23 protein-coding genes are annotated in these 25,766 nt (G+C 57.3%); 9 read left to right on the top strand and 14 right to left on the bottom strand.

Translation table 11 applies throughout. The annotated features are described in order from the left end of the window. Positions 1-5 precede the first annotated feature (5 nt). The 7 genes from Q1B13_RS14130 to Q1B13_RS14100 all read right to left on the bottom strand — a co-directional run bounded on the left by Q1B13_RS14130 (position 6) and on the right by Q1B13_RS14100 (position 8,673). The gene (locus Q1B13_RS14130) at positions 6-791 is read right to left on the bottom strand and encodes an ion transporter (protein ID WP_299081124.1); all 786 of its coding nucleotides are present in this window, start codon (positions 789-791) and stop codon (positions 6-8) included. Positions 792-812: 21 nt separating this feature from the next. Continuing rightward, positions 813-2,042 (bottom strand): class I SAM-dependent RNA methyltransferase, encoded by a 1,230-nt coding sequence (locus Q1B13_RS14125; protein WP_299081127.1) that lies wholly within the window; start codon positions 2,040-2,042, stop codon positions 813-815. Between the two features lie 39 nt (positions 2,043-2,081). Next, on the bottom strand, positions 2,082-3,914 hold the full coding sequence (locus Q1B13_RS14120; protein ID WP_299081130.1) for an ABC transporter ATP-binding protein: 1,833 nt from the start codon (positions 3,912-3,914) through the stop codon (positions 2,082-2,084). Next, positions 3,911-5,749 carry an ABC transporter ATP-binding protein gene (locus tag Q1B13_RS14115; protein ID WP_299081133.1) on the bottom strand — a complete coding sequence of 613 codons (1,839 nt, stop codon included), beginning with the start codon at positions 5,747-5,749 and terminating at the stop codon, positions 3,911-3,913. Before Q1B13_RS14115 ends, Q1B13_RS14120 begins: the two co-directional genes overlap by 4 nt. Positions 5,750-5,946: 197 nt before the next feature. After that, positions 5,947-7,101: a CCA tRNA nucleotidyltransferase gene (locus Q1B13_RS14110; protein ID WP_299081136.1), complete on the bottom strand. Its 1,155-nt coding sequence runs from the start codon at positions 7,099-7,101 to the stop codon at positions 5,947-5,949. Further along, on the bottom strand, positions 7,098-7,712 hold the full coding sequence (locus Q1B13_RS14105; RefSeq protein ID WP_299799841.1) for a CoA pyrophosphatase: 615 nt from the start codon (positions 7,710-7,712) through the stop codon (positions 7,098-7,100). Before Q1B13_RS14105 ends, Q1B13_RS14110 begins: the two co-directional genes overlap by 4 nt. Beyond that, complete coding sequence (locus Q1B13_RS14100) at positions 7,687-8,673, bottom strand: Hsp33 family molecular chaperone HslO (RefSeq protein WP_299081142.1); 987 nt, start codon at positions 8,671-8,673, stop codon at positions 7,687-7,689. Before Q1B13_RS14100 ends, Q1B13_RS14105 begins: the two co-directional genes overlap by 26 nt. Before the next feature lie 76 nt (positions 8,674-8,749). On the opposite strand from Q1B13_RS14100, the gene Q1B13_RS14095 reads away from it, so the two are divergent. Next, positions 8,750-9,193 (top strand): NUDIX hydrolase, encoded by a 444-nt coding sequence (locus tag Q1B13_RS14095; RefSeq protein WP_299081145.1) that lies wholly within the window; start codon positions 8,750-8,752, stop codon positions 9,191-9,193. Here the strand turns inward: Q1B13_RS14095 and Q1B13_RS14090 are convergent. Continuing rightward, the gene (locus tag Q1B13_RS14090; RefSeq protein ID WP_299081148.1) at positions 9,190-10,452 is read right to left on the bottom strand and encodes a PP2C family protein-serine/threonine phosphatase; all 1,263 of its coding nucleotides are present in this window, start codon (positions 10,450-10,452) and stop codon (positions 9,190-9,192) included. The two genes, Q1B13_RS14095 and Q1B13_RS14090, sit on opposite strands and share 4 nt — an antisense overlap. Before the next feature lie 176 nt (positions 10,453-10,628). Between Q1B13_RS14090 and Q1B13_RS14085 the strand changes: the two genes are divergently transcribed. Further along, on the top strand, positions 10,629-10,958 hold the full coding sequence (locus tag Q1B13_RS14085) for an Hpt domain-containing protein (RefSeq protein ID WP_299081151.1): 330 nt from the start codon (positions 10,629-10,631) through the stop codon (positions 10,956-10,958). Positions 10,959-10,960: 2 nt separating this feature from the next. Here the strand turns inward: Q1B13_RS14085 and ilvA are convergent, their stop codons facing one another. Together ilvA and Q1B13_RS14075 are read right to left on the bottom strand one after the other, a co-directional pair. Next, positions 10,961-12,187: a threonine ammonia-lyase IlvA gene (gene ilvA / locus Q1B13_RS14080; protein WP_299081153.1), complete on the bottom strand. Its 1,227-nt coding sequence runs from the start codon at positions 12,185-12,187 to the stop codon at positions 10,961-10,963. Between the two features lie 58 nt (positions 12,188-12,245). Then, the gene (locus tag Q1B13_RS14075) at positions 12,246-12,995 is read right to left on the bottom strand and encodes a hypothetical protein (RefSeq protein ID WP_299081155.1); all 750 of its coding nucleotides are present in this window, start codon (positions 12,993-12,995) and stop codon (positions 12,246-12,248) included. A 139-nt stretch (positions 12,996-13,134) separates the two neighbouring features. Here Q1B13_RS14075 and Q1B13_RS14070 point away from each other — a divergent pair, with 139 nt between their 5' ends. The 3 genes from Q1B13_RS14070 (at position 13,135) to msrA (ending at position 15,584) form a co-directional block, all read left to right on the top strand. Beyond that, the gene (locus Q1B13_RS14070) at positions 13,135-14,361 is read left to right on the top strand and encodes an argininosuccinate synthase (RefSeq protein ID WP_299081157.1); all 1,227 of its coding nucleotides are present in this window, start codon (positions 13,135-13,137) and stop codon (positions 14,359-14,361) included. Positions 14,362-14,515: 154 nt separating this feature from the next. Next, positions 14,516-14,797 carry an SCP2 sterol-binding domain-containing protein gene (locus Q1B13_RS14065; protein ID WP_299081158.1) on the top strand — a complete coding sequence of 94 codons (282 nt, stop codon included), beginning with the start codon at positions 14,516-14,518 and terminating at the stop codon, positions 14,795-14,797. A 115-nt stretch (positions 14,798-14,912) separates the two neighbouring features. Further along, positions 14,913-15,584 (top strand): peptide-methionine (S)-S-oxide reductase MsrA, encoded by a 672-nt coding sequence (gene msrA / locus Q1B13_RS14060; protein WP_299081161.1) that lies wholly within the window; start codon positions 14,913-14,915, stop codon positions 15,582-15,584. On the opposite strand, the gene Q1B13_RS14055 is transcribed toward msrA, so the two are convergent. Together Q1B13_RS14055 and Q1B13_RS14050 are read right to left on the bottom strand one after the other, a co-directional pair. Further along, positions 15,581-16,453, bottom strand: coding sequence for a ribokinase (locus Q1B13_RS14055; RefSeq protein WP_299081164.1), 873 nt, complete (start codon positions 16,451-16,453; stop codon positions 15,581-15,583). The genes msrA and Q1B13_RS14055 overlap by 4 nt on opposite strands. A 3-nt stretch (positions 16,454-16,456) precedes the next feature. Next, the gene (locus Q1B13_RS14050; RefSeq protein ID WP_299081167.1) at positions 16,457-18,712 is read right to left on the bottom strand and encodes an NADP-dependent malic enzyme; all 2,256 of its coding nucleotides are present in this window, start codon (positions 18,710-18,712) and stop codon (positions 16,457-16,459) included. Positions 18,713-18,872: 160 nt separating this feature from the next. Here Q1B13_RS14050 and mutS point away from each other — a divergent pair, with 160 nt between their 5' ends. Then, on the top strand, positions 18,873-21,488 hold the full coding sequence (gene mutS / locus Q1B13_RS14045) for a DNA mismatch repair protein MutS (RefSeq protein ID WP_299081406.1): 2,616 nt from the start codon (positions 18,873-18,875) through the stop codon (positions 21,486-21,488). A gap of 57 nt (positions 21,489-21,545) precedes the next feature. Here mutS and Q1B13_RS14040 read toward each other — a convergent pair whose 3' ends face one another. Both Q1B13_RS14040 and hrcA read right to left on the bottom strand, forming a co-directional pair. Then, positions 21,546-22,109, bottom strand: coding sequence for a nucleotide exchange factor GrpE (locus tag Q1B13_RS14040; protein ID WP_298935886.1), 564 nt, complete (start codon positions 22,107-22,109; stop codon positions 21,546-21,548). 10 nt (positions 22,110-22,119) lie between these two features. After that, positions 22,120-23,184 carry a heat-inducible transcriptional repressor HrcA gene (gene hrcA, locus Q1B13_RS14035; protein WP_298935884.1) on the bottom strand — a complete coding sequence of 355 codons (1,065 nt, stop codon included), beginning with the start codon at positions 23,182-23,184 and terminating at the stop codon, positions 22,120-22,122. A gap of 112 nt (positions 23,185-23,296) precedes the next feature. On the opposite strand from hrcA, the gene rph reads away from it, so the two are divergent. The 3 genes from rph to hemW are packed head-to-tail and all read left to right on the top strand — an operon-like array spanning position 23,297 to position 25,765. Next, the gene (gene rph / locus Q1B13_RS14030; protein ID WP_298935883.1) at positions 23,297-24,010 is read left to right on the top strand and encodes a ribonuclease PH; all 714 of its coding nucleotides are present in this window, start codon (positions 23,297-23,299) and stop codon (positions 24,008-24,010) included. Continuing rightward, positions 24,007-24,621, top strand: coding sequence for an RdgB/HAM1 family non-canonical purine NTP pyrophosphatase (gene rdgB / locus Q1B13_RS14025; protein WP_298935882.1), 615 nt, complete (start codon positions 24,007-24,009; stop codon positions 24,619-24,621). The genes rph and rdgB overlap by 4 nt, the downstream gene beginning before the upstream one ends. Continuing rightward, positions 24,611-25,765, top strand: coding sequence for a radical SAM family heme chaperone HemW (gene hemW / locus Q1B13_RS14020; protein WP_299081170.1), 1,155 nt, complete (start codon positions 24,611-24,613; stop codon positions 25,763-25,765). The genes rdgB and hemW overlap by 11 nt, the downstream gene beginning before the upstream one ends. The last annotated feature ends 1 nt before the right edge of the window (position 25,766 follow it).

Below are 25,766 nucleotides of genomic sequence, written 5' to 3'. Positions count from 1 at the left end.
TGAAATCACTTTTTGATGTTCGACTGCTCAATTAAATGGCGTTCGATGATTTCAAGTCGCGCAATTACCTCGTCCCGGTAGGCGTCTGTTTTCACCTCATCTTCGGCATGATGGGCATCCTGCATCGAATTTACGATCAAGCCGACCAGCAGGTTCACCACCGCAAATGTCGTGACCATGATGAATGGGACAAAAAACAACCAGGCATAAGGATACACCTCCATCACCGGGCGGACGATGCCCATCGACCAGCTTTCCAGCGTCATGATCTGGAACAAGGTATAGGCCGACAGCCCAAGATCACCAAACCAGTCGGGGAAAGATTGCGAGAACAGTTTGGTCGAGATCACCGCACCGATGTAAAAGAGAATCGCCATCAACAGGAACACACTAGCCATACCCGGAACGGCCGAGATAAAGCCTTCGACCACGCGGCGCAGACGTGGCGCGACGGAAATGACACGCAGCACCCGCAGGATACGCAGGGCCCGCAATACTGACAGCCCTCCGCCCCCCGGAACCAGCGCAATCCCGACGATCAGAAAGTCAAAGATGTTCCAGCCGCTGGTAAAAAACCTGCGGCCAGTGACGATCAGCTTGATCCCGATCTCGACAACAAAGATGCCCAGGCAAACGCTGTCCAGAAATACGATCAATGGACCCGCTTGTGCCATCAGCGTGGGCGACGTTTCCATCCCCAGCAACACAGCATTGAAGATAATGACACCGGTAATGAACCGCCCGAAGGCTGGCGCTTCGATGATGGCCAGCAAGCGCTGATTGAACCCCATGTCTCGCTCTCTCCTGTCTGCTCAAGATCCGGGGTTCAGCACAAACCGCGCGGCAAGTTCCGTATGTGACGACCATCGAAATTGGTCAACAACCTGTACCCATTTAAGGGTGTATCCTGCATCGACAAGGGATTTGGCGTCGCGCGCAAAGGTCACCGGGTTGCACGAGACATAGGCAATCACCGGGCGTTGCGCCTGAACCAATTCGGCCACTTGCGCTTCGGCCCCTGCGCGCGGCGGGTCCAGGACAACAGCATCAAAGGAGTTCAACTCATCCTGCATCAACGGACGGCGAAACAGATCCCGCACCGCGGTCGTTATACGCTTGAGGCCTTGCGCCCGGCGCCATCCCTTATCCAAGGCCTGGTTCATGGCAGCTTCACCCTCAACTGCGTGGACTTCCGCCATTTTTGCCAATGGGAGAGAGAACGTACCGCTGCCGGAAAACAGATCAACAACTCGCTTAGCGCCCTGAACAGCCTCCAAAACCGCCAATGTTAGAGCCTGTTCGCCGTCTTTGGTTGCTTGCAGAAACGCGCCCGACGGGGGCACGATCGCGACATCTCCAAACCGTTGAACAGGGGCGTGGCGCATGGCAATCACCTCGCCATCCCAACTGAGCCGCGCGAGCGCATGTTTCTCCGTGGCCTGCGCCAGCGCCAGTTCCAAAGGTCCATCCAGTGGCTTGCCACCTTTGACGGCCACATCCAAACCGCCCTCGGACAGGGTCAGGGTAACGGCAAGAGCCCCCTTTCGGCTGCCGCCCAACGCGGCCAGCGCCTCGGCCACTGGAATCGCGGCAATCAGAGCCGGGTCCAACAGATGGCAATCGGGAATTTCTGTGATGGTATCCGAAGCGCGTCCATGAAAACCGGCCAGCGTGCCCTTCTTCGTCCTACGCACAGTGATGGTCGCGCGGCGACGAGATCGTTCCGGCGACGTGTGGATCGGGCGCATAGTCGCCTCTAACCCTTGTGCCGCAAGCGCGTTGCGGACGATGTCGACTTTCCAATCTGCAACAAACGCATCAGACGCATGCTGCAGCTGGCATCCGCCACACGCCTTATAGTGACGGCACGGCGCCTTCACCCGCTGGTCGGAAGGCGTATCCACCCGAATATCAGTCAGGAATTGATCCAGAAGCGTGCCGCTGACCACCTCGCCCGGCAGGGTGCGCGGCGCATAGACTGGGCCATCCGCGATGCCATCGCCCTGGTGCCCAAGGCGGTTTATGGTGAATTGTTGCGTCATAGCTGGCCTGATACCGGGGGATTACCCGCAACAAAACCCTTATTCGGCAGCTTCCGCCTGAATGAACCCGCCCGATTGACGATGCCAGAACCGAGCGTATAGCCCGCCTTTTTCCAACAACGCATCATGGGTGCCGGTTTCTACGATCTGTCCATGGTCCAACACGACAATGCGGTCCATCTCGCTGAGCGTCGACAAACGGTGCGCAATGGCCAGAACCGTCTTGCCCTGCATCACCCGGTGTAGTGCGGTCTGAATCGATGCCTCGACCTCGGAATCCAGCGCTGATGTCGCCTCGTCCAAAACCAGGATCGGCGCGTCCTTCAGAATGGCGCGGGCCAGTGCGATCCGCTGACGCTGACCGCCGCTGAGTTTCACTCCACGTTCTCCCAGATGCGCATCATATCCGGTGCGACCATGCGCATCCTGAAGGCTGAGGATGAACTCATGCGCTTCGGCCTTTTTTGCCGCCTCGACCATCTCAGCCTCTCGGGCGTCAGGGCGACCATAGAGGATATTCTCGCGGGCCGAGCGATTGAACATCGCGGTTTCTTGCGTGACCATGCCGATCTGGCGGCGCAGGCTGTCCTGCGTCACATGTGACACATCCTGCCCATCGATGCTAATTGTACCTTTTTCCCCGTCATAGAGCCGCAATAACAACGAAACCAAGGTTGATTTCCCGGCACCGGAAGCACCGACGATACCCAGTTTCTCACCCGGCTTTACGGTCATATTCAGGTCTGTGACACCGCCAACATCCCGGCCATAGGCAAAGCTGACAGCGTCAAAACTGATGCTGCCTTCGGTAACGTTTAGCTCCCTGGCCTGTGATGCGTCTTCGACCCGGTCGCGTTTGGCCAGCGTCTTCATGCCGTTCTCGATTTCTCCGACATTGGCGTACAGACCCATCAGCGTGAAACTGACCCAGCCTGTCATTTGCGCGATGCGGATCGAAACGGCACCGGCCGCAACGATATCGCCAGCAGTTGCACTGCCGGCTTGCCACAGCCAAAGCGTTGCGCCCAGCAACAGGACCGGGAGAATCCCAGCGAGCGTCATCAGAATGAATCGGAAGCTTGCCGATAGTTTGCCGAAATCCAGCGATCTTTCGCGCAGCTCGACCATCGAGTGCCGCGCGGCCTGATCTTCGAAATCCGCATGGGCAAACAGTTTGACGGTTTTGATATTGGTGATCGTATCGACCACCTGTCCTGACACCATCGCCCGCGCCCCGGCCCGTTCTGCCGATCGTTTGCGGATGCGCGGCAGATACCACCGCACCAGCAAGAAATACACCACAAGCCAGGCCGCAAACGGCAACATCACCAACGGGTGAATAGACCCTAACAAAAGCAAAGAGCCCACAAGTGACGCCAAAGCGAAGACAATTGCGCTAATCGTTTCCGACACGACCGAGGCCATGGCATTCGAGGTCTGCATCTGCTTCTGAGCAATCCGGCCCGCGAAATCGTCATCGAAATAGGTCACGGACTGGCCCAGCGTCCAACGGTTCAACTTGGCCAGAACCAATGGCGGGATGTTAGGCATGACAATGTAATTGTTCGACAGCGACGACAGCCCAAACAGGATGGGTCGCAGCACCATGAAAAACGCCACTGCGCCGAAGATCATCCACATGTTTCCAGCGGTCAGAAAGTCCTCAGGCCCGCTGGAGGTCGCCACATCGATCACCCAACCGAGGATCCAGGCGGTCCCCGCCTCCATCGCGCCAGCGGTTGCCGAGAAGAACGCCGCAATAAACAGCATCGGCCACGCGCCGGATAAGCTCCAGCGAATGAACGCCCCCAAAGTTTGCGGTGGGGGCGTTTCGATGTTCTTGAATGGGTTTATGAGGTCGGCAACCCTCATTCAGCGGCCTCCGGGTTCATGAAGCCGCCAGACTGCCGCGCCCAGAACTGCGCGTAAAGGCCGCCCTGCGACAACAGCTCGGAATGCGCACCCTCTTCCACGATGCGGCCCCCATCCATCACCAGAATGCGGTCCATCTGTGCGATAGTGCTGAGCCGGTGGGCAATGGCGATCACGGTTTTACCTTGCATCATGCCGTAGAGGGTTTCCTGAATTGACGCTTCAACCTCGGAATCTAGGGCGGATGTTGCCTCGTCCAACAACAATATCGGGGCGTCTTTCAAGATCACCCGCGCCAGCGTCACCCGCTGCCTTTGACCACCGCTGAGCTTTACGCCGCGTTCCCCCACATGCGCGTCATAGCCGGTGCGCCCTTCAGGATCCTGCAGGTCAAGGATGAACTCATGCGCCTCGGCCTGTTTCGCCGCTGTGATCATCTGCAATTCAGTGGCATCAGGACGGCCATATAGAATGTTGTCCCGAACCGAGCGATGCAACAATGCGCTGTCCTGCTGAACCATACCGATATGACTGCGCAGACTGTCCTGAGTGACCTGTGCGATGTTCTGATCGTCAATCAGGATAGCGCCGCGTTCAACGTCGTAAAACCGTAAGAGCAGTTTCACGAGGGTCGATTTACCAGCACCAGACCGACCGATCAGGCCAATCTTTTCACCGGGCTGAACGCATATGTTGATATGATCCAGACCACCGGTTTCGCGCCCGTAATGATGCGACAAATCGCGGATTTCGATCTGGCCGTTTGTCAGGCGCAGAGGCTTGGCAGCCGGGGCGTCCAGCAAATCGACAGGTTGCGCAATCGTCTGCATCCCTTCGGCCACAATACCGAGCTGACGGAAGAAGCTGGTCAGCGCCCACATGATCCAGCCGGTCATGGCGTTCAGCCTCAGCGTCAGCGCAGTTGCAGCGGCGACCACACCTACGGTCGCGCTGCCCTGCATCCACAGATAAATCGCCCAACCCACAACACCAACTATCAGCAGGCCGTTCAGGGTGACCAGAACAGCATCCATGACAGTGAAGATCCGCATTTCGACCTGAAATGTGCGGCGCGTTTCCTCGATCGCTTCGCGCGCATAGTCCAATTCTTGCGCGTTATGGGCGAACATCTTAACCGAATGAATGTTGGTATAGCTGTCCACCACACGACCCGTCACGGTCGAGCGTGCATCTGAGGCCGCCTGCGAGGCCGGTCCAACACGTTTTACGGTCCAACGCACCAGCACAGCATAAAACGCGAACCAAATCAGGAGCGGAATAAGCAGGCGCGCATCTGCCGCGTACAGCAGAATCGCCGCGCCGATCAGGTAAGCAAGCGAGAATGAAATCGCGTCAAAGACCTGAAACACCACTTCGCCCGCAGCTGGTGGCGTCTGCATAATCCGGTTGGCGATACGGCCTGCAAAGTCGTTTTCAAACCAACCAACCGATTGACGCAGCACGTGTTTATGCGCGCGCCAGCGGATCAGCGTGCCAAAGTTCGGCAGGATCGTGTTGTTCAACAACAGGACGTCGACCAGATGCAGGATGGGTCGCAACAATAGAATAAATGCGGCCATCCACAGCAGTTCGGTTCCGTGGTTTTGCCAGACTTCGGTCGGCGTGCCGCCCAGCAGATCGACAACGCGGCCCATGTAATAGATCAGTCCGATCTCAACGCCTGCCACGATGATGGAAATAAGTCCGGCCCAGAAAAAGACCTTCATGAAGGGCTGTGAATAATCCAGCATGAACGGCCACAGCCGCGTTGGTGGTGTGTCAGATTCCGTATAGGCGACAAAAGGGTCTACAAGGTTTTCGAAATAGCGAAACATGGAGGATGCTCCAATTGAGCAAGATAAATAGGACGTGCGAAGAAAGATGGCGCCAGAACACCACCCCTACGGGTCGAGCGTTCCGGCTTTAGCCGAACCAGATCCCGTAATACATTCGCATGCCTCCCTCCAAATCAAGTGACAGGCGCAAGTAACCATACTCGATTTGATTTGTCATCCCCTTTTGAGACTTCGTGCTAACCGCCCAGCAAATCTTTGCGGGTCAGGGTAAAGCCCGATGCAATCCAACGCCCTTCCAGCTCGGCCAGTTTCTTGCCCAGCGCCGGCCCGGAAAACTCAGGAATCAAGTCTTTGGCCTTGATCGGAAAACGGGCTGACGCGCCTGAATGCAAGGCCTGCCTCAGGTCTTCGGTCCAAGGTTGCTCGAAGAACGCGCAGCGCAGCAAGGTTTCGTGCAACCCGCCCTCGTCGCCGTAGCGGTATCCCAGTTCAGCAACGCTTGTTGTCGCCTGCGCCTCATCCCGCATGCGGGCAAGGCGTTGCAATTGCGACCGGCTAAGTCGAAGCGTTGTCGCGTCCTCAGACGTCACCATCGCGGCCAGCCGGCGCACAGGATCGGGTTCGGTCGAGGACGCCTGTTCAAGATGGATCAATGGGCCCAAGGCCCGATCATCCGCACCCGGAAGCAGTTGCGCCAAAACCCCGGTGCTGCGCATTGCGGCAACAGATGGCGCAGGATCAGGTGCGGCCAAAAGTTTCAACAGCTCTGCCCCAACGCGTTCGCGTGACAGCAACGCCAACCCGTCCAGGTTTTTGGAAATTGCGGCCATCGCATCAGGATCAAACCCGGCATCCGGATCGCCATACCAGGCGTGAAAGCGGAAGTAACGCAGCGACCGCAGATAGTCTTCGCGAATACGATGCGCAGCGGTGCCGATGAACCGCACATGGCGTTTTTCGAGATCCGGTAAGCCGTTTAACGGGTCCAGAATTGCCCCATCGGGCTGCGCATAGATCGCGTTCATGGTGAAATCGCGACGCGCCGCATCTTCTTCGACCTTGTCAGAAAAGGCTACGACGGCTCGGCGGCCATCGGTTTCCACATCGCGGCGGAAAGTGGTGATTTCATGCGGGATACCGTGGCTGACAATCGTGACCGTGCCGTGTTCAATTCCGGTTGGAATCGCCTTAAGCCCTGCGTCTTTTGCCAACGCAACCACCTGATCCGGCAGCGCATCTGTGGCAATATCGATGTCTCGGACCGGCACACCCAGCAGCGCATTGCGCACGCAGCCACCGACAAACAAGGCCTGGCTGCCCGCCGCAGTCAGGGCGGCACATACCTTTTGAGTCGACTGCTCCGAGACCCAGGGCTCTTCAATCTGCTTCATTCACTCACCCGCGCCGCCAATCCCCGCAATATGCGGGCCGTTGCGCCCCAGATGTAATAGGGGCCGAATGGCACTGTGAAGTACTTTCGCCGCTGGCCACGCCACCTGCGCGACTCTACCACATAATTGGACGGGTCCAGGATGTGCTTGAGTGGAACCGAAAACACTTCGTCCACCTCTCCGGGTTCAGGTATCGCCTGGAATGAGTGGCGCAGAATGGCCACCACTGGTGTTACGGAAAACGACGTCACTGTCTCATGCGTCGGCAGGAACCCCAGCACCTCGGGCAGATCGCTCGGCAGGCCAATTTCTTCCTGTGCTTCACGCAATGCTGCTGCGGTGACATCAACATCGCCCTCATCCTGCTTGCCGCCGGGAAAGGCGATCTGACCGGGATGATGTTTCAGGGCCGAAGACCGTTTGGTCAGGATCAGTCGTGGCACGTCATCGACGACGGAAATTGGTACCAGCACACCTGCCGGACGCAGCTTGCGTCCGGGCGGAAGAACGGTTTCCGGGTTCAGGTCAAAATCGCTGGAGCCGTGACCGGGGCGGCGCAGGGCCGCCCGGATCTGTTCAGACGGGTCATGCACCTTCGGCGTCTTCGGCATCAAACCCAACAGTCGCAGGATCCAGCACGTAATGTGACCCGCAGAACTGGCAATCGGCGGTGACTTCGCCTTCGGGCGTGGTCATCTTTTCGATGTCCTTGGCCGAGTAAATCGACAGGCTTTGGCGCACCCGATCTTCAGAACAGGTGCAGCCAAACTGCACCGATTGCGCGTCGTAGACCCGCGGCTGTTCTTCATGAAACAAGCGCACAAGCAGATCGGTCGGCGCAATCGACGGCCCGATCAGCTCCAAATCCTCCACCGTGTCCAGCAAGATGTTGACCCGGCCCCAGTTTTCGCCTTCTTCGCCATCAACCAGATCTTTGGCAGACAGGATTTCGCCCTCACCCTCATTTGACGCCACAAAAGGCGAGGCCTTTGGCATGTGCTGCAGCATGATCCCGCCGGCGCGCCAATGCTCTCCGACATCGGGCTCGGTGGATTTGCCGAAACTCAGTGAGAATCGTGTCGGCAATTGTTCGGATTGCGCAAAATACGCTTCGGCACAGGCGATCAGCGACCCACCGGCCAAAGGTGTGATCCCCTGATACGGCTGCGTGCCTTCGCCTTGATCAATCATGATGGCGAAATACCCTTCGCCGACTTGATCGAACGGCGCGCCGTTCGTCAAGCGGTCGGGGTCGAAACTGGCATAGGCGCGAATGCGGGCGGGCTCGCCCTCGGCCTGCGGCGCGTAGTAATCGGTTGCGATCATGCGCACGGCGCCCTTGGACTGCACCTGCAACGACAGCTTCCAGCGCAATGATACGGTCTGGCCGATCAATGCAGTCAGCAGGGCCATCTCGGCCACCAACGCTTCGACTTTTTCCGGATAATCATGCTGCTTCAAAATGCCGTCGAGCACACCATCCAGCCGGGCCACGCGGCCACGCATATCCGGTACATCAAGTTGAAAGGGCAGGACGGTATCGTCCCACGCGATTTTCGTTCCAAGAGACATGGGGTTTCCTTACACGCCACGGGTTGGCATACCGCAACCATATAGGTCGAACAGATTTGGTTTTAAGGGGCCATACATGATCAGGCGGTTCGGTGAAACCCCAGAGCCGGGGCGGACATACAAACGAAGGGTCGGAGTTTACGCTTTGCTGCCGCGCGGACGTCATCTTTTGCTGACGTGCCAGACCGAGCCAGGCCCCGATCTACAACTGCCCGGCGGAGGTATTGATCCGGGCGAATCGCCTGTTGCGGCCCTACATCGCGAAGTTTTTGAGGAAACCGGGTGGTCGGTTGCAGCACCCCGCCGTGTCGGCGCATTTCGCCGCTTTACCTATATGCCGGAATACGACCTGTGGGCCGAGAAGATCTGCCTGATCTATCGCGCGCGCCCGGTTCGCAGCATGGGCCCACCGACCGAGGCCTTTCACGAGGCGCTTTGGATGCATAGCGCCGACGCGGTCGAGCTGTTGGGCAGTGATGGTGACCGGCATTTCGCCGGTCTTCACCTTACAGGGCTTTAGGGCCCATTATATTCGAACAACACAGCTGACACATCATCGCCCATGCCATCATCAGGGGACATCACCTGCGTTAATCGCCAGAACATATCATCGAGAAACTCAGGCCCACCCGGGCCCGCTGCGCATTCCAATGCCATTTCGCGCAGCCCGTCTTCGTCCAACATCCCGCCGCCCTCAAGGTGGCATTCCGTAAATCCATCCGAATATAGCAAGAGCTTGTCGCCGGGACGCAGCTGTGTTTGTACCTGCTGAAAAGAGACATCCGGCAACAGCCCGACGGGCAACCCGCCATCGCCCAAAAACTCAGCGCTGCCATCCTGACGCATCACCAAAGGATGGGGGTGCCCGGCTTGGACCATTTTCAAATGCCCGTTGCGCAAATCGACGATGGCATAGACCATCGTGAAATACTCTTCGATCCCCTCATCAGCCATTAGTCGCGAGTTGAGTGTGTCAGCGACATCTTCGGGCGGCAAAAGTGCGTAGAATTTGCTGAACCGCCGTTCCATCGCCACGTTCTGATCAAAGTGATTACTTGACAGGTACCCGCCCAACCGCGCCGTCATCATTGCTGATGTGATGCCGTGACCAGACACATCGATGCTGTAGAACCCCAACCGGTTTTCACCCGGAGAGAACATGCCCACCAAATCACCGCCAATATGGCCACAAGGCTTCAGCAACAAACTGACCTGCGATTTTCCGAACTGTCTGGTCAATTCGGGCACCAGTGATTCCTGGATCTTTCGGGCCTGCATCAGATCTTTGTCGATCGCATCATGGGCCAGCTTGAGGTCTTCAAGCGCGGATTCGATGATCCGGTTCTTTTCAGAAAGCTCGCGCTGCATATCCAGAATGCGGGCGCCTGCCGCAATGCGCGCGCGCAGCTCGTCCGCCTCAAGCGGTTTGATCAGAAAGTCATCCGCGCCAGCATCCAGCCCGCGTGCGACCTCTTGCTTTTCGCTTTTTGATGTCAGGAGGATGAAATAGCTGTATTGCTTTGTATCCAACGCGCGAAACGACCGGCAGAATTCCAGCCCGCTCATCCCCGGCATCACCCAGTCACTTAGGACCAGATCGGGCGGATCACCGGAACACATATCAAGCGCAACGTCGCCGCTGTCCGCTTCGATCACCTCAAATCCCCATTTCTTGAGGGATGCGACCAAAATACGACGCTGAAGGCGACTGTCATCGACGACCAGCACCTTTCGGATTGCGCCGAAGTCCAAATCTGAATTGGCCTGCTCGAGCCTCACCCCTTGCACCCAACAACCCCTACGCTGTGTCATTTTCGCGAACATGACGAGCCTAGTCCTGTGGAGTTTAACATCCGGTGAAAGCCCGCAGCTAAAGAAATTCACTACGCTTAACCAGCTATTTACCGGGCGCACAGTACCAACGGATATGCGCAATCCGATTCAGGAGAATGGCCATGATCCACTGGCCGAGAGTCAGACAATTGCGGGACGAGGTTGGCGCGGATGAGTTCGGTGAGGTCGTCGAGATATTTCTGGACGAAGTTCAGGAAGTGATCACACGCCTGCACACGGATACTGAGCGGCGCGAGCTTGAGCAAAACCTGCATTTCCTTAAAGGCAGCGCGCTGAGCCTTGGGTTCGATCAGTTCTCGAAACTGTGTCAGGATGGAGAACGCAGCGCTGCCGCAGGCAAAAGCATGGACGTCGATTTGTCCGCAATTCTGGCCGCGTATGATGCGTCAAAGTCAGTGTTCCAGGCTAATCTTGCCGCAAACCTGACCTGATCTCAGATCACGAACTGCGCCAGTGTCTCATCCTCGGTGATGTCAGTATAGGTAAAGCCCGCATCATCTAGATGAGCAAACAGGCGCATGAAGTTTTCGGGCTTGCGGGTTTCGATCCCAATCAGGACCGACCCGAAATTGCGCGCTGACTTCTTCATGTATTCGAACCGGGCGATGTCATCCTCGGGGCCCAGAATGCCCAGAAACTCTTTCAAGGCGCCGGGGCGCTGTGGCAGGCGCAGGATGAAGTATTTCTTAACGCCCGAATAGCGCTGAGCCCGTTCTTTCACTTCCGGCAACCGCTCAAAATCAAAATTGCCGCCCGAGGTAACGCAAACCACGGTTTTACCGCGCACAAAGCTTTGAACATCGCCCACCGCCTCAATCGCCAGCGCGCCTGCGGGTTCCAGTACAACTCCTTCGACGTTCAGCATTTCGATCATGGTGGTACAGATACGGTCCTCGGACAGGGTCAACACATCCGACAAATGGCGATCGCGCAGCAACTCAAAGGGCTTTTCGCCGATCCGACCCACCGCAGCACCATCAACAAAAGTGTCGACATGATCCAGTGCTACGGGATGCCCGGCGGCCAAGGCCGCGCGCAAACACGCGCCACCAGCAGGTTCCACGAACAGGCAATGACTGCGATCACCAAACCATGTCGCAACGCCCGCGGACATACCCCCTCCTCCGACCGGCAACACGATATGATCAGGAGCCGCGCCCAGTTGCGCCTCGATTTCGACAGCCAACGAGGCCTGCCCTTCAATCACATCTGCATCATCAAACGGAGACAGAAAGTGCCCACCCTGTTCGGCGCACCATGTCTGAGCGGCGGCAAGCGTATCATCGAAATAGTCGCCAGTCAGGTGGATCTCGATATTGTCGCCGCCAAAGATACGGGTTTTTTGGATTTTCTGTTGTGGTGTCGTAACGGGCATGAAGATCACACCCCGGACGTTCATGTGCTTGCACATGAACGCGACGCCCTGAGCGTGGTTACCCGCACTGGCGCAAACGAACAGATCCTGCCCTGTCTGCTTGCGCATAGCGTTGAAGGCACCGCGAATCTTGTAAGACCGAACCGGGCTCAGATCTTCACGCTTCAGCCAGATATCGGCCCCGTAGCGCTCGGACAAATGTGCATTCCGCTGCATTGGAGTTGCAGGAAAAACAGAACGCATCGCCTGTTCAGCGGCACGGGCGCGGGTCATGAAATCGGTCATGTCAGTGTCAGTGTCGCATCCCCACCTAAAGGGCAAGGAATACATGTGTGTACAGGGGTCAGGTGAGTTCGCGCTTTTCGATGAAAACGCCATACATTGTTGTCAGAATACTCACGTGGAGCAGAGCAACAAACAAGGATGTCGCGATCTCCCAAATTGCTGCAACTCCTGGCATATCAACCAATAGAAACAATGAGGCATCAAGCAAAACCTGCAACGCAACAAGGCACATGAGCACCAAAAAGATCGCACTGGCAAATCCACCAGTCGCTGACCAGGATTCACCTAGCCGCATCGGTTTTTCAAGCGCGGCGGCCGGAAGGACAAGAGCGAAGCGCAACATCAGGTAACCCCCGAGAAATGCACTCAGAGCAAAGGTGAACAGCGCTCCTAGTGGCATCGCGCCTATCAATCCCGCGCTGATCATCACCAATGGTATCAAGATCAACGCAAGTACGAGACTTAGTACCACAGATTTCCAGAGGTAGTTCCCGATGCGACCAAGATTGAAGTCCGGGACAATGCTCGGTGGATATTCCTCAAGCAAGACATAACGGTGCCATGAAACAACGCCCCAAATCAGGAAAATGACCGTTGCAACAACCATCACTGTAACTTGAGCGATACTGCTTCCTGCGCTAGGAGCACTTTGTGTGGATCCATCTCCGGCGAACGCTCCGTTGAGAAGTGCGATGGAGATAAAAATCCCGAAAATCGCCAAAAAAGGGATAAAGAAAATTTTGAAGGTCGCCGGGAAATTCCTGAAAATCATCTTCGCTGCATGCGCAAAAATCTTCCAACCTAACATCCGAACCCAGCTCCTCAACCATTTGGCAAATTACTTGCTGCACATGATCGCAACTTGGAGACAGCGTCAATGTGATCGCCTTGCCCTGTTGCCAAAAAACCGTTAGGGGCCATCCGTCATTTGATAAAGAGGGAATCCAATGTCCGCGCCCAAGAAAGTTGTTCTGGCCTATTCCGGTGGCCTTGATACCTCGATCATCCTGAAATGGCTGCAAACCGAGTATGGTTGTGAGGTCGTGACCTTCACCGCCGATCTTGGTCAGGGCGAAGAGCTTGACCCTGCCCGCAAGAAGGCCGAACTGCTGGGGATCAAGCCCGAGAACATCTATATTGAGGACATCCGCGAAGAGTTTGTCCGCGACTTCGTCTTCCCCATGTTCCGCGCCAACGCGCAGTATGAGGGTTTATACCTGCTGGGCACATCGATCGCACGCCCGCTGATCTCAAAGCGTCTGGTCGAGATTGCCGAAGCCACCGGCGCGGACGCCGTGGCCCATGGCGCGACCGGTAAAGGCAACGACCAGGTGCGGTTCGAACTGGCCGCTTATGCGCTGAACCCTGACATCAAAGTGATTGCGCCGTGGCGCGAATGGGATCTGACCAGCCGCACCCGTCTGCTGGAGTTTGCCGAGGCCAACCAGATCCCAATTGCAAAAGACAAACGTGGCGAAGCGCCGTTCTCGGTCGATGCCAACCTGCTGCACACCTCGTCCGAGGGTAAGGTTCTGGAAGACCCGGCCGATATGGCGCCCGATTACGTCTATCAGCGCACCGTCCACCCCGAGGATGCGCCGAACGAACCCGAATTCATTGAAATCGGTTTCGAGAAAGGCGACGCGGTCAGCATCAACGGCGAAGCAATGAGCCCCGCGACCATTCTGACCAAGCTGAACGAATACGGCGGCAAGCACGGCATTGGCCGTCTGGATCTGGTCGAAGGCCGGTTTGTGGGCATGAAGTCGCGCGGCATCTACGAAACACCCGGCGGCACCGTCCTGCTGGAAGCACACCGCGGCATCGAATCCATCACCATGGACCGTGGCGCGATGCATCTGAAAGACCAGCTGATGCCGCAATATGCCGAAATTATCTATAACGGCTTCTGGTACTCGCCCGAGCGTGAGATGTTGCAGGCCGCCATCGATAAGTCTCAGGAACACGTCACAGGCACCGTCCGCGTGAAACTGTACAAAGGTCTGGCCTCGACCGTGGGTCGCTGGTCTGATCATTCGCTGTATTCCGAGGCGCATGTGACCTTTGAGGAAGACGCCGGCGCCTATGATCAGAAAGACGCCGCCGGGTTCATCCAGCTGAACGCACTGCGCCTGAAGCTGCTGGCGGCACGGGACAAGCGTCTGGCCAAGTAGTCAACGCTTTAGACCAAAACACTGCCTCGGCACGCGGATACGCTGCCGGGGTTTTCTTTTTCAGTTAGGTGACATGCAAGCTCCCGTAGGGTCACTCTTGCCGCAGCCGAGATTTTGTCTTTACGCATGCGTCAACAGTGAAAGGACAAAGATCATGCTTCAGGACATCGTCAACGGCATTCAAAAGGCGCTGGATGGCAAGACCTTTGACGGGTCGTTGAAATTCGATTGTGGTGAGGACGGCGTGATTGTTTTGGCGGATAATCAGGCCTCGACACAGGATCGGGATGCAGACTGCACCATTCGGATCTCCAAAGACAACCTCATCAAGCTGTTGACAGGCAAGCTGAACCCGATGACCGGCGTGGCGCTGGGCAAACTTAAGGTTTCGGGCAACATGGGTGTTGCGATGAAACTGGGACAGTTGCTGGGTTAAAATCCATCACCGCTGCGCTGGCGATAAACTCGTCTCACCAGCGCGTGACAAACCATGTCAGCCAATTGCAAGTTCATCGGAGTCGGGCCACGCTGATCCAGGAAGGAGACTTGCCATGACACGGACTGTGTATCACGACTGCATCAAACCCACCCTGTTGTTTGCACTGATTGTCTTTGTTGCCCTGTTGCGTGCCCAACCAGCGCCAGCTGCGGGAACAGAAACGCTGACCGTGGCGGGCGGGTGCTTTTGGTGTGTTGAATCCGATTTCGAATCCGTCCCCGGCGTGATTGGGGCGGTATCCGGTTATACAGGCGGCACAACCGCCAGCCCAACCTACGACCAAGTGACCAAAGGGGGCACGGGCCACTATGAAGCCGTCCAGATCTCGTTCGATCCGGCCCGTGTGTCACGTGAAACGCTGCTGAACATGTTCTTCCGGTCGGTCGATCCCACCGATGCAGGCGGCCAATTCTGCGATCGGGGCGACAGCTACCGCACCGCTGTCTTCGTCTCTAACACAGGTGAAAAAGCCCAGGCAGAGGCAGCAAAAGCCAATGCGCAAGCGGCTTTGAACCAGACCGTCGTGACCCCGATCCTGCAGCAATCGACCTTTTACCCGGCCGAGGCTTACCATCAGGATTACTACAAAGGTGAAAAACTGGTGTTTACCCGGTTTGGTCCAAAACGTCAGAAGAAAGCCTATAAAGCCTATCGCCAGGCTTGCGGACGGGATGCACGGGTCAAACAGCTTTGGGGAAGCGCTGCGCCTTTCGTCGGGTCCTAGTCGAACTGCGCGTCGCGCACCTCTCGTAAATCAGGAATAACATCAGCGGTGCCGTGCCGCGTGACCATCAGGGCCGCAGCACGGTTCGCCTGCTCAATTGCATGTTCCATTGGCATGCCCCGGTCCATGCCAGCCAGAACGTATCCTGTGAAGGTGTCGCCCGCGCCAGTTGTATCCACGGCCTGAACTTTATGTGCGGCAAATTCGAGCGGATCACATCCCTGTTGCAGATACCGTGCACCCTTGGAGCCCAAGGTCACAATCACATGCCGAACGGGCAGATCCTTTGCGTCCAGGCCAGTGTCCTGACGCAGCTGCTCAGCCTCAACCTCATTCAGGATCAGAAAATCCAGATAGGGCAGAACGGCCTGAACCGCCTGCGCCTGAAACGGCGCTGCGGCGTAACAGACGGTCAAACCCATCTCGCGCCCCAATCGCGCCGCTTCGACCTGCGCATTGGTTTCGTTCTGCAAAACCAACAGATCGCCGGTATTGGCTGAGGCCAACGCCTGCCCCAACTGCGCGGTGTCCAGCGTGTGATTGGCGCCCGGGAAAAGGATGATCAGGTTTTCACCATGTGCGTCTACGGCAATGATTGCGTGGCCTGTGGGAACCTCAACCTCTGCAATATACCGTGTGTCGACGCCATATTCTGTCAGGCGATCCTTTGCCCAACGCCCATCCGTGCCCACGGCTCCGATATGGCTGACCCGGGACCCTGCCCGTGCAGCGGCGACCGACATGTTGGCGCCTTTGCCCCCCAAAAACCGATCCAGCCCACTCGCCGCAAGGGTTTCTCCGGGCGCAGGTAAGTGCGGCAAAGCATAAACCATATCCGCATTGATCGAGCCGAGGTTCCAGATCGTCATGGCTTACTCAATATCGCAGGAGGCCAGGATGGCCATGTTCAGAATGTCATTTGCCGTCGAACCGGTCGAGCAAATCTGGATCTGCTTGTCGATCCCCGACAGGATCGGCCCGATGACCGTGGCCCCGCCCATCTCCTGCATCAGCTTCGTTGAAATCGATGCCGAATGCCGCGCGGGCACGATCAGGATGTTTGCAGGACCGGTCAGGCGCGAGAAGGGATAGGCTTCTTGCTGATCGACATTCAGCGCCACATCCACCGTCATCTCACCCTCATATTCAAAATCAACACCCCGGGCATCCAGGACCGTCGGTGCAACGTGCATCTTCTCGGCCCGTTCGGAGACCGGGTAGCCAAACGTTGAGAAGCTGACAAAGGCGACGCGCGGCTCGATCCCCATATGGCGTGCAACGGCGGCGGCGCGTTCGGCGATATTGGCCAGATCATTTTCATCCGGCCATTCGTGCACCAGTGTGTCGCCGATCAAAACGATCCGGCCCTTGTGCAGCAACGCCGTTACACCTGCGGCGCCATGGACCGCGTCTGCGTCAAACACATGATTGATTCGATCCAGAACATGTGCCGATTTGCGGGTGGCACCGGTCACCAGCCCGTCTGCATGCCCATGGGCCAACATCAGGGACGAAAACACGTGCCGGTCACGGGCTGCCAGGCGATGGATATCTTTGTGGTCAAAGCCCTTACGCTGCAACCGTTTATATAGAAATTCCTTATACGTCTCGAGATGCGTGGTGTTTGCCGCATTCACAACTTCAAGTTCGCGCACGGCATCGCCCAGACCCGCTGCCTGAAGCTTTTCTTTGACGTCATCGGCACGGCCCACAACCAAAGCTTTTCCGAAACCCGAGCGCTGGTACATCACCGCTGCACGCAGCACGCGGGGATCATCGCCCTCGGCAAAGACCATCCGGCTTTGTGCCGCGCGGGCACGGGCGTTCAGGCCGCGCAGGATGCTGGCGGTTGGGTCCATGCGGGATTTGAGGCTCAGCTCATAGGCATCCATATCGATGATCGGACGCCGCGCGGCCCCGGTATCCATACCAGCCTTAGCCACTGCGGGTGGAATACGGTGGATCAAGCGCGGATCGAACGGCGTCGGAATGATATAGTCGCGACCAAAAGTCAGCGATTTGCCATAGGCCATAGCCACCTCATCCGGCACATCCTCGCGCGCAAGCCGCGCAAGCGCATGGGCACAGGCGATTTTCATTTCATCATTGATGGCGCGGGCATGGATATCCAACGCACCCCGAAATAGGTACGGAAAGCCCAGCACGTTGTTCACCTGGTTGGGGTAATCACTGCGGCCCGTGGCGACGATCGCATCAACGCGGACCTCGTGCGCTTCTTCCGGCGTAATTTCCGGATCAGGGTTGGCCATCGCAAAAATGACCGGGTTGTCGGCCATCGAAACAACCATATCCTGCGTCACGGCCCCCTTAACCGACACGCCTAGGAACACATCCGCGTCCTTCATTGCCTCTTCCAGGGTGCGCAATTCAGTCGAGATAGCGTGGGCCGATTTCCACTGGTTCATTCCCTCGGTTCGGCCCTGATAGATCACGCCCTTGGTGTCACAAACGATGCAGTTTTCATGCCGCGCACCCATCGCCTTGAGAAGTTCGATACACGCAATCCCAGCAGCGCCCGCGCCGTTGAGAACGATTTTCACATCTTCAATCTTCTTGCCCGAGATCTGCAGCGCATTCAGCAATCCGGCCGCACAGATCACCGCCGTACCGTGCTGATCATCGTGGAAGACGGGAATATCCATCTCTTCCTTCAGGCGCTGTTCGATAATGAAGCACTCAGGCGCCTTGATGTCTTCGAGGTTGATACCACCGAACGTGGGTCCCATCAGCCGCACGGCGCGGCAAAACTCATCCGGGTCTTCGGTGTCGAGCTCGATATCGATCGAGTTCACATCAGCGAACCGCTTGAACAGAACCGATTTCCCTTCCATCACCGGTTTCGAGCCCAGCGCCCCTAGGTTGCCAAGGCCCAGAACCGCCGTCCCGTTTGAGATCACGGCGACCAGATTGCCTTTGTTGGTGTAGTCATACGCCGTTTCGGGGTTTTCCGCGATTGCTTCACATGGAACAGCGACACCGGGGCTGTAGGCCAGCGACAGATCCCGCTGCGTGGTCATCGGGACGGTGGCCTGCACCTCCCACTTGCCGGGTGTTGGGTCCAGGTGAAAGGCCAGCGCCTCTTCTTTGGTTATCTTCGCTTTGGGCATTTGACAGGTCGTTTCCATGACTTCGGGGCTGATGCGTCATAGCGCAGGCCGGTGCGCGCCTCAACGACAATACGTTTTCACCTTTCACAGCGGATAGGGGGTTTGTAAGGTCGCGACCGGAATACGCCTGAAGGGATCAGCCTTGTCCACAGTCACGCCGATGATGGCGCAATATCTCGCGATCAAAGAAGCCCATGCAGACGCCCTGCTGTTCTACCGTATGGGCGACTTCTACGAGATGTTTTTTGAAGACGCGGTCAACGCCGCCGAGGCGCTGGACATCGCCCTGACCAAGCGCGGCAAGCACAATGGTAACGACATTCCGATGTGCGGCGTGCCGGTTCATGCCGCCGAAGGCTATTTGCTGACGCTGATCCGCAAAGGGTTTCGTGTCGCTGTTTGTGAGCAGATGGAAAGCCCGGCTGAAGCAAAGAAAAGAGGCTCTAAATCAGTCGTAAAGAGGGATGTTGTGCGTTTGGTAACCCCTGGCACACTGACCGAAGACGCTCTGCTAGAGGCGCGGCGGCATAACTTTCTGGCTGCGTATTCCGAAGTTCGGGAGGACGCCGCGCTGGCCTGGGCCGATATCTCAACCGGAGCGTTTCACGTGATGTCATTGACCTCGGTTCGGCTAAGCCCTGAGTTGGCACGGTTGGCGCCATCCGAGCTGATTGTGGCCGATGGGTCCGAGCAAACCTTGCGGGAACCAGTTCGCGATCTCGGCATTTCGCTGACCCCAGTGGGACGCGCCAGCTTCGACAGCACGGCGGCAGAAAAACGCATTTGCGGGCTGTTTCACGTGGGCGCTCTGGACGCATTCGGGAATTTCAGTCGCGCCGAAGTATCCGCAATGGGCGCGCTGATCGACTATCTCGAGATTACGCAGAAGGGCAAACTGCCCCTGCTGCAAACGCCGTTGAAAGAATCCGAGGACCGCGTTGTCCAGATCGATGCCGCCACACGGCGCAATCTGGAACTGACCCGGTCGCTATCTGGCGGTCGCGCTGGGTCGCTGCTGTCAGTGGTGGATCGTACTGTCACACCGGGCGGCGCACGCTTGCTGGAGCAGCGCTTGTCCAGCCCATCGCGCAGTCTGGATATCATCAACGGGCGACTGGACGCGGTTGCATTTGCCGCCGAAGACAGCCTGATTTCTTCGGACCTGCACGAAGCCCTGCGCAAAACCCCTGACTTAGACCGCGCCCTGTCCCGCCTTTCGCTGGACCGCGGCGGCCCGCGTGATCTGGCCGCCATTCGCAATGGCCTGACGCAGGCTTCTGCCATTGCGGCGCTTTGCTCTGATCACGATCTGCCGGTCTTGCTCGCGACCGCCGCGCAAAACCTGGTTGGATTCGATGATCTTCTGGCTTTGCTGGACGAAGCGCTCGTGGCAGAACCCCCGTTGCTGACCCGAGATGGCGGTTTCATTGCCCCCGGCCTTGACGCCGAACTGGACGAGGCCCGCACATTGCGTGACGAGGGCCGTTCGGTCATCGCTGGCTTCCAGCAGAAATACGCAGCGGACACTGGCATCACTTCGCTGAAAATCAAGCACAACAACGTGCTGGGCTATTTTATCGAAACCACGGCAACGCATGCGCAAAAAATGCTGAACCTACCGTTCAGTGAAACCTATATCCACCGTCAAACCACCGCCAACCAAGTGCGGTTCACAACGGTAGAACTGTCTGAGATCGAAACGCGTATCCTGAATGCAGGAAATCTGGCGTTAGAAATCGAAAAACGGCTCTACCAAAGGCTTTCTGGCGAGATTTTAGCCAGAGCAGCACATCTGAACCAAGCCGCCCGCGGGTTAGCTGAGCTGGACCTGACCGCCGGACTGGCCGATCTGGCGCGGGGTGAAAACTGGTGCCGTCCGCATGTCGACGCTTCGCGTGCATTTGACGTACGGGGTGGGCGCCATCCGGTCGTCGAACACGCGCTGCGCCAGCAAAGCGGTGATGCCTTCGTCGCCAACGACTGTGATCTAAGTACGGACGCAGGATCTGCCGTCTGGCTTCTAACCGGGCCGAACATGGCCGGTAAATCAACCTTCCTGCGCCAAAATGCACTGATCGCACTGCTCGCCCAAATGGGCAGCTACGTTCCTGCAGAGCAGGCGCATATCGGTGTTGTCAGCCAGTTATTCAGCCGCGTCGGCGCGTCAGACGACCTGGCACGAGGACGCTCGACCTTCATGGTTGAAATGGTCGAGACAGCCGCGATCCTGAATCAGGCTGATAAGCACGCTTTGGTCATATTGGATGAAATCGGTCGCGGAACGGCCACTTATGACGGCCTGTCAATCGCCTGGGCCACGCTGGAACATCTACACGCGGCAAACCAATGCCGTGCCCTGTTTGCCACCCACTACCACGAACTGACAGCGCTAGCCGGAAAGCTGGAGGGCGTCGAAAACGCCACAGTTGCCGTTAAGGAATGGGAAGGCGAGGTCATCTTCCTACATGAAGTCCACAAAGGGGCCGCTGATCGGTCTTATGGGGTTCAGGTGGCCCAATTGGCTGGCCTACCTGCTTCCGTGGTCGACCGCGCCCGCATTGTTCTCGACCAGTTGGAAAAAACCGAAAGAGAGGGCGGCAAGCAAAAGGCATTGATCGATGACCTGCCCCTGTTTTCGGCCGCAGCGCCGCCACCGCCCCCGACACCCAAATCGTCACCCGTCACGGATATGCTGGATGACATTTTACCGGATGAGCTGTCCCCACGCGAAGCGCTCGACCTGATCTACAAATTGAAAGAGGCGGCCAAACCCTGACCGCCCCTTCATCTTTTCAAAAATACTCTCGCCGAAGGCTTGGCTTCAAGAAGCCAATCAGCTTGCAGGCATGGATGAAACGCCAACCTGCGCCGGGCGCAGCAGGCGGTCGTACAACATGAAGCCTTCGGCCGACACTTGAATGATATCTCCGGCACGGGTGCCGGGCAAAGGCGCTTCGAACATCGCTTCGTGCATATTAGGATCAAACCGATCGCCGACCTGGGGTGTGATCACTTCGATCCCATGTTTTTGGAACACGTCCTTAAGGGCGCGCATGGTCAGCTCAACGCCTTCCAGCAGGGCGCCAGCGACTTCTTTCTGCTCGTCGGTCGCGGCTTCCAGGGCGCGTTTCATGTTGTCGTAAACCGGCAACATGTCGCGCGCCAGTTTCGATCCGCCATATTGCTCAGCATCCCGACGCGCCTTGTCGCCCCGCTTTCGGGCGTTTTCCGCGTCCGCCAGCGCGCGCATGAATCTGTCTTTATATTCATCGCGCTCGGCGCGCAGCTCATCAAGCTCCAGCGCGTCATCGCTGATTTCTGCAAATTCATCCGCCAGCTCTTCCGCCTCGGCGGTTGCGATGTCGTCCAGAAAATCTTCGTTCTTGGGCTCTGCCATTTCTTAACCTCTAGCTCCGGTCGGATATCAGCTTGCCAACCAGTTGCGCCGTATAATCCACGATCGGCACGATCCGTCCGTAATTCAGACGTGTGGGCCCGATGACCCCGACCGCACCGATTATCTTACGATCAGCGTTCATATATGGAGACACCACCAAAGAGGAACCCGAAAGTGAGAAAAGTTTGTTCTCAGACCCAATAAAAATGCGCACACCTTCACCTTCTTCGGTCAATTCAAGGAATTCGGCAATGTCACGCTTGCGTTCTAGGTCGTCAAATAACGTGCGAATACGGTCCAGTTCTTCTGCTTCACCCGGATCACCCAGCAGATTCGCCCGCCCCCGGACGATCAGGCGAGCGGAATCTGATCCATCTCCGTCCCAGGCCGCCATTCCGCTATCAACCATTTCGCGGGCCAGGACATCGATCTCTTGGCGGCGGGCGGTTATCTGGGTTTGCATCTGACGACGTACTTCGCTGAGGGTCCGGCCCTCGATCAGCGCATTCAGGAAATTCGCCGCCTCGCGCATGGAACTAGGCGTTTGGCCGGGCGGCGGCGTGAAGAGGCGGTTTTCCACGTGCCCGTCAGCAAAAACCAAAACCACCAAAGCGCGATCATGAGCAAGTGCAACAAATTCGATGTGCTTAATCTCGGATTCTTGCTTGGGCGTGAGAACAAGGGACGCCCCATGGGTCACGTGTGACAGGGCCGATCCTACCCGATCCAGCATTCCGCCAACATCACCGGCATTGCCGCCAAGCGTGTCGTCCAGCTTTTGACGATCATCCGCGCCCAGATCTCCGACTTCCAGCAACCCATCCACGAACATCCGCAGTCCCTGCTGGGTCGGTATTCGGCCGGCGCTGATATGAGGGCTGTCGAGCAGCCCCAGAAACTCCAGATCTTGCATGACATTGCGCACGGTCGCGGCGCTGACCTTTTCCGACAGGGTGCGCGTCAAGGTGCGGCTGCCGACCGGTTCGCCGCTGTCCAGATAGCTTTCGACGATCAGTCGGAACACCTCGCGGGACCGGTCATTCATCTCGTCCAGAATTTTGCTCGCTTCGCTCATCGGCAATCCCTTGCTGGATTGTCATTAAATAGCAGGCATACGAAAGGTCAATCGGGGTTGCATCGTAACGCTACGGGGCGTTATCCCCAACCCAGCAAACAAAGGATTTCCAATGCGACCCTCAGGACGTGATCTAAACGAAATGCGCGCGGTTTCAATTGAGACCGGTTTCACCAAACATGCCGAAGGTTCCTGCCTGATCAAAATGGGTGACACTCATGTGCTGTGCACCGCCACAATCGAGGATCGCGTACCACCGTTCATCAAGGGGTCAGGGCTAGGTTGGGTCACTGCCGAATACGGCATGCTGCCCCGCGCAACCAACACGCGAATGCGGCGCGAAGCAGCCAGTGGCAAGCAAGGTGGTCGCACTGTGGAAATCCAACGACTGATCGGCCGGTCCTTGCGCGCGGGCGTGGACCGGGTTGCGCTGGGTGAGCGTCAGATCACCGTGGATTGCGATGTGATCCAGGCCGACGGCGGCACCCGTTGTGCCTCGATCACCGGCGGCTGGGTCGCGCTGCGTCTGGCGGTGAACAAATTGATGAAAACAGGTGATGTGATTTCGGACCCGCTGGTCGATCCGGTGGCTGCCGTGTCCTGCGGTATCTATGCCGGTCAGCCAGTGCTCGACTTGGACTATCCCGAAGACAGTGAAGCGGGTGTTGATGGTAACTTCATCATGACCGGCACAAAAAAGCTGATCGAAGTGCAGATGAGCGCCGAAGGCTCGGTCTTTAGCCGTGATCAGATGAACCAACTGATGGATCTGGCTGAAAAAGGCGTCGGCGAATTGGTTGCCGCGCAAAAGGCCGCCGCCGCATGACCCGCAAGTTCGACGGTGACAGGCTGTTGGTGGCCACGCATAACAACGGCAAGCTTGAGGAAATGGCGCATCTGCTTGAGCCTTTTGGCGTAAGTGTTGTTGGCGCTGGTGATATGAACTTGCCCGAGCCGGAGGAAACCGAGGATACTTTCGTCGGCAATGCCCGGATCAAGGCACATGCCGCTGCGAAGGCCACCGGCCTGCCTGCCCTGTCGGACGATTCCGGGATCACCATCGATGCGCTGAACGGCGCGCCGGGCGTTTACACCGCTGACTGGGCCGAAACCGGCAATGGCCGGGATTTCCTGATGGCGATGACCCGTGCCCACAACGAACTTGAAGCCAGGAACGCAGCGCATCCACGTACCGCACAGTTCCGTAGCACATTGGTTTTAGCATGGCCCGACGGCCATGACGAAGTGTTCGAGGGCATCGCCCCCGGTCACCTCGTCTGGCCTATTCGCGGTAAAGATGGGTTTGGCTATGACCCAATGTTTGTCCCCGACGGTCACGACATTACCTTTGCCGAGATGGATCGATGGGAAAAGAACAAGATCAGCCATCGCGGTCGCGCAATGGAGATGTTCGTGAAAGGCTGTTTTGGCAGATGATTGGCGCAACGGGGGCTTTGGCCTGTACGTGCACTGGCCCTTTTGCGAGGCCAAGTGCCCCTATTGCGACTTCAACAGCCATGTATCACGTAATATTAATCAAAAACAATGGCTTACATCCTATCTGAGTGAGCTAAAGAGATCTGCAGCGGAAACGCCGGACCGGGTATTGAACACCATCTTCTTTGGCGGAGGTACGCCGTCGTTGATGGCACCGGAAACCGTGGCTGCGGTACTTGATGAAGCCCGCGCACTCTGGCGCCCTTCCAATGACATGGAAATCACTCTCGAGGCCAACCCCGGATCCGTCGAAGCCAGCCGGTTCGCTGCCTATCGCGACGCCGGTGTCAATCGTATTTCGATGGGCGTTCAGGCGCTGAACGACGATGATCTGCGTCGGTTGGGGCGCATTCATACAGTGGCCGAAGCACGAGCAGCCTTTGACATTGCCCGCAACTGCTTTGATCGCGTCAGCTTTGACCTGATCTACGCACGACAGCACCAAACACTGGATGCCTGGTGCTCTGAGTTGACCGAAGCTCTGTCCATGGCGGTGGATCACTTGTCGCTATATCAACTGACGATTGAGAACGGGACAGCCTTTGGAGACCGCTACGCCGTTGGCAAACTGCGCGGCCTGCCAGAAGACGACAGTGCAGCTGACATGTATCTAGCCACACAAGATATTTGCGAAGCCCATGGGTTGCCGGCTTACGAAGTCTCCAATCATGCGCGCGCCGGGGCCGAGTCGCAGCACAATCTGATCTATTGGCGCTATGGCGATTACGTCGGCATTGGGCCGGGTGCACACGGCCGGATCACTCTGGATGATCGCAAATTTGCAACCGAGACCTACCTGTCTCCGATTGGGTGGCTGACTGCCTCTGCTTCAGGGTCGGGTGAAAAGGAACGCAGCGTACTTTCTTCTCAGGACCAGGCCAATGAATACCTTATGATGTGTATGAGGTTATCCGAAGGTCTATATATAGACAGGTTCGAGCAGCTATCAGGAGATTCTTTATCTGCTTCAAAAATTGATGAGCTTTCTGAAATGGGCATGATCAAGCATCAAGACGGCAGGCTTATTGCAACCAAGGACGGGCGCGCTCTTCTGAACGCTGTCATCCGAGAGCTATTAGGGTAGC

It is taken from the genome of uncultured Ruegeria sp., assembly GCF_947489545.1.
Taxonomy (GTDB): Bacteria; Pseudomonadota; Alphaproteobacteria; order Rhodobacterales; family Rhodobacteraceae; genus Ruegeria.
Note: the sequence above shows the minus strand (reverse complement) of the source record. Positions and strands in the feature narration are given on the sequence as shown.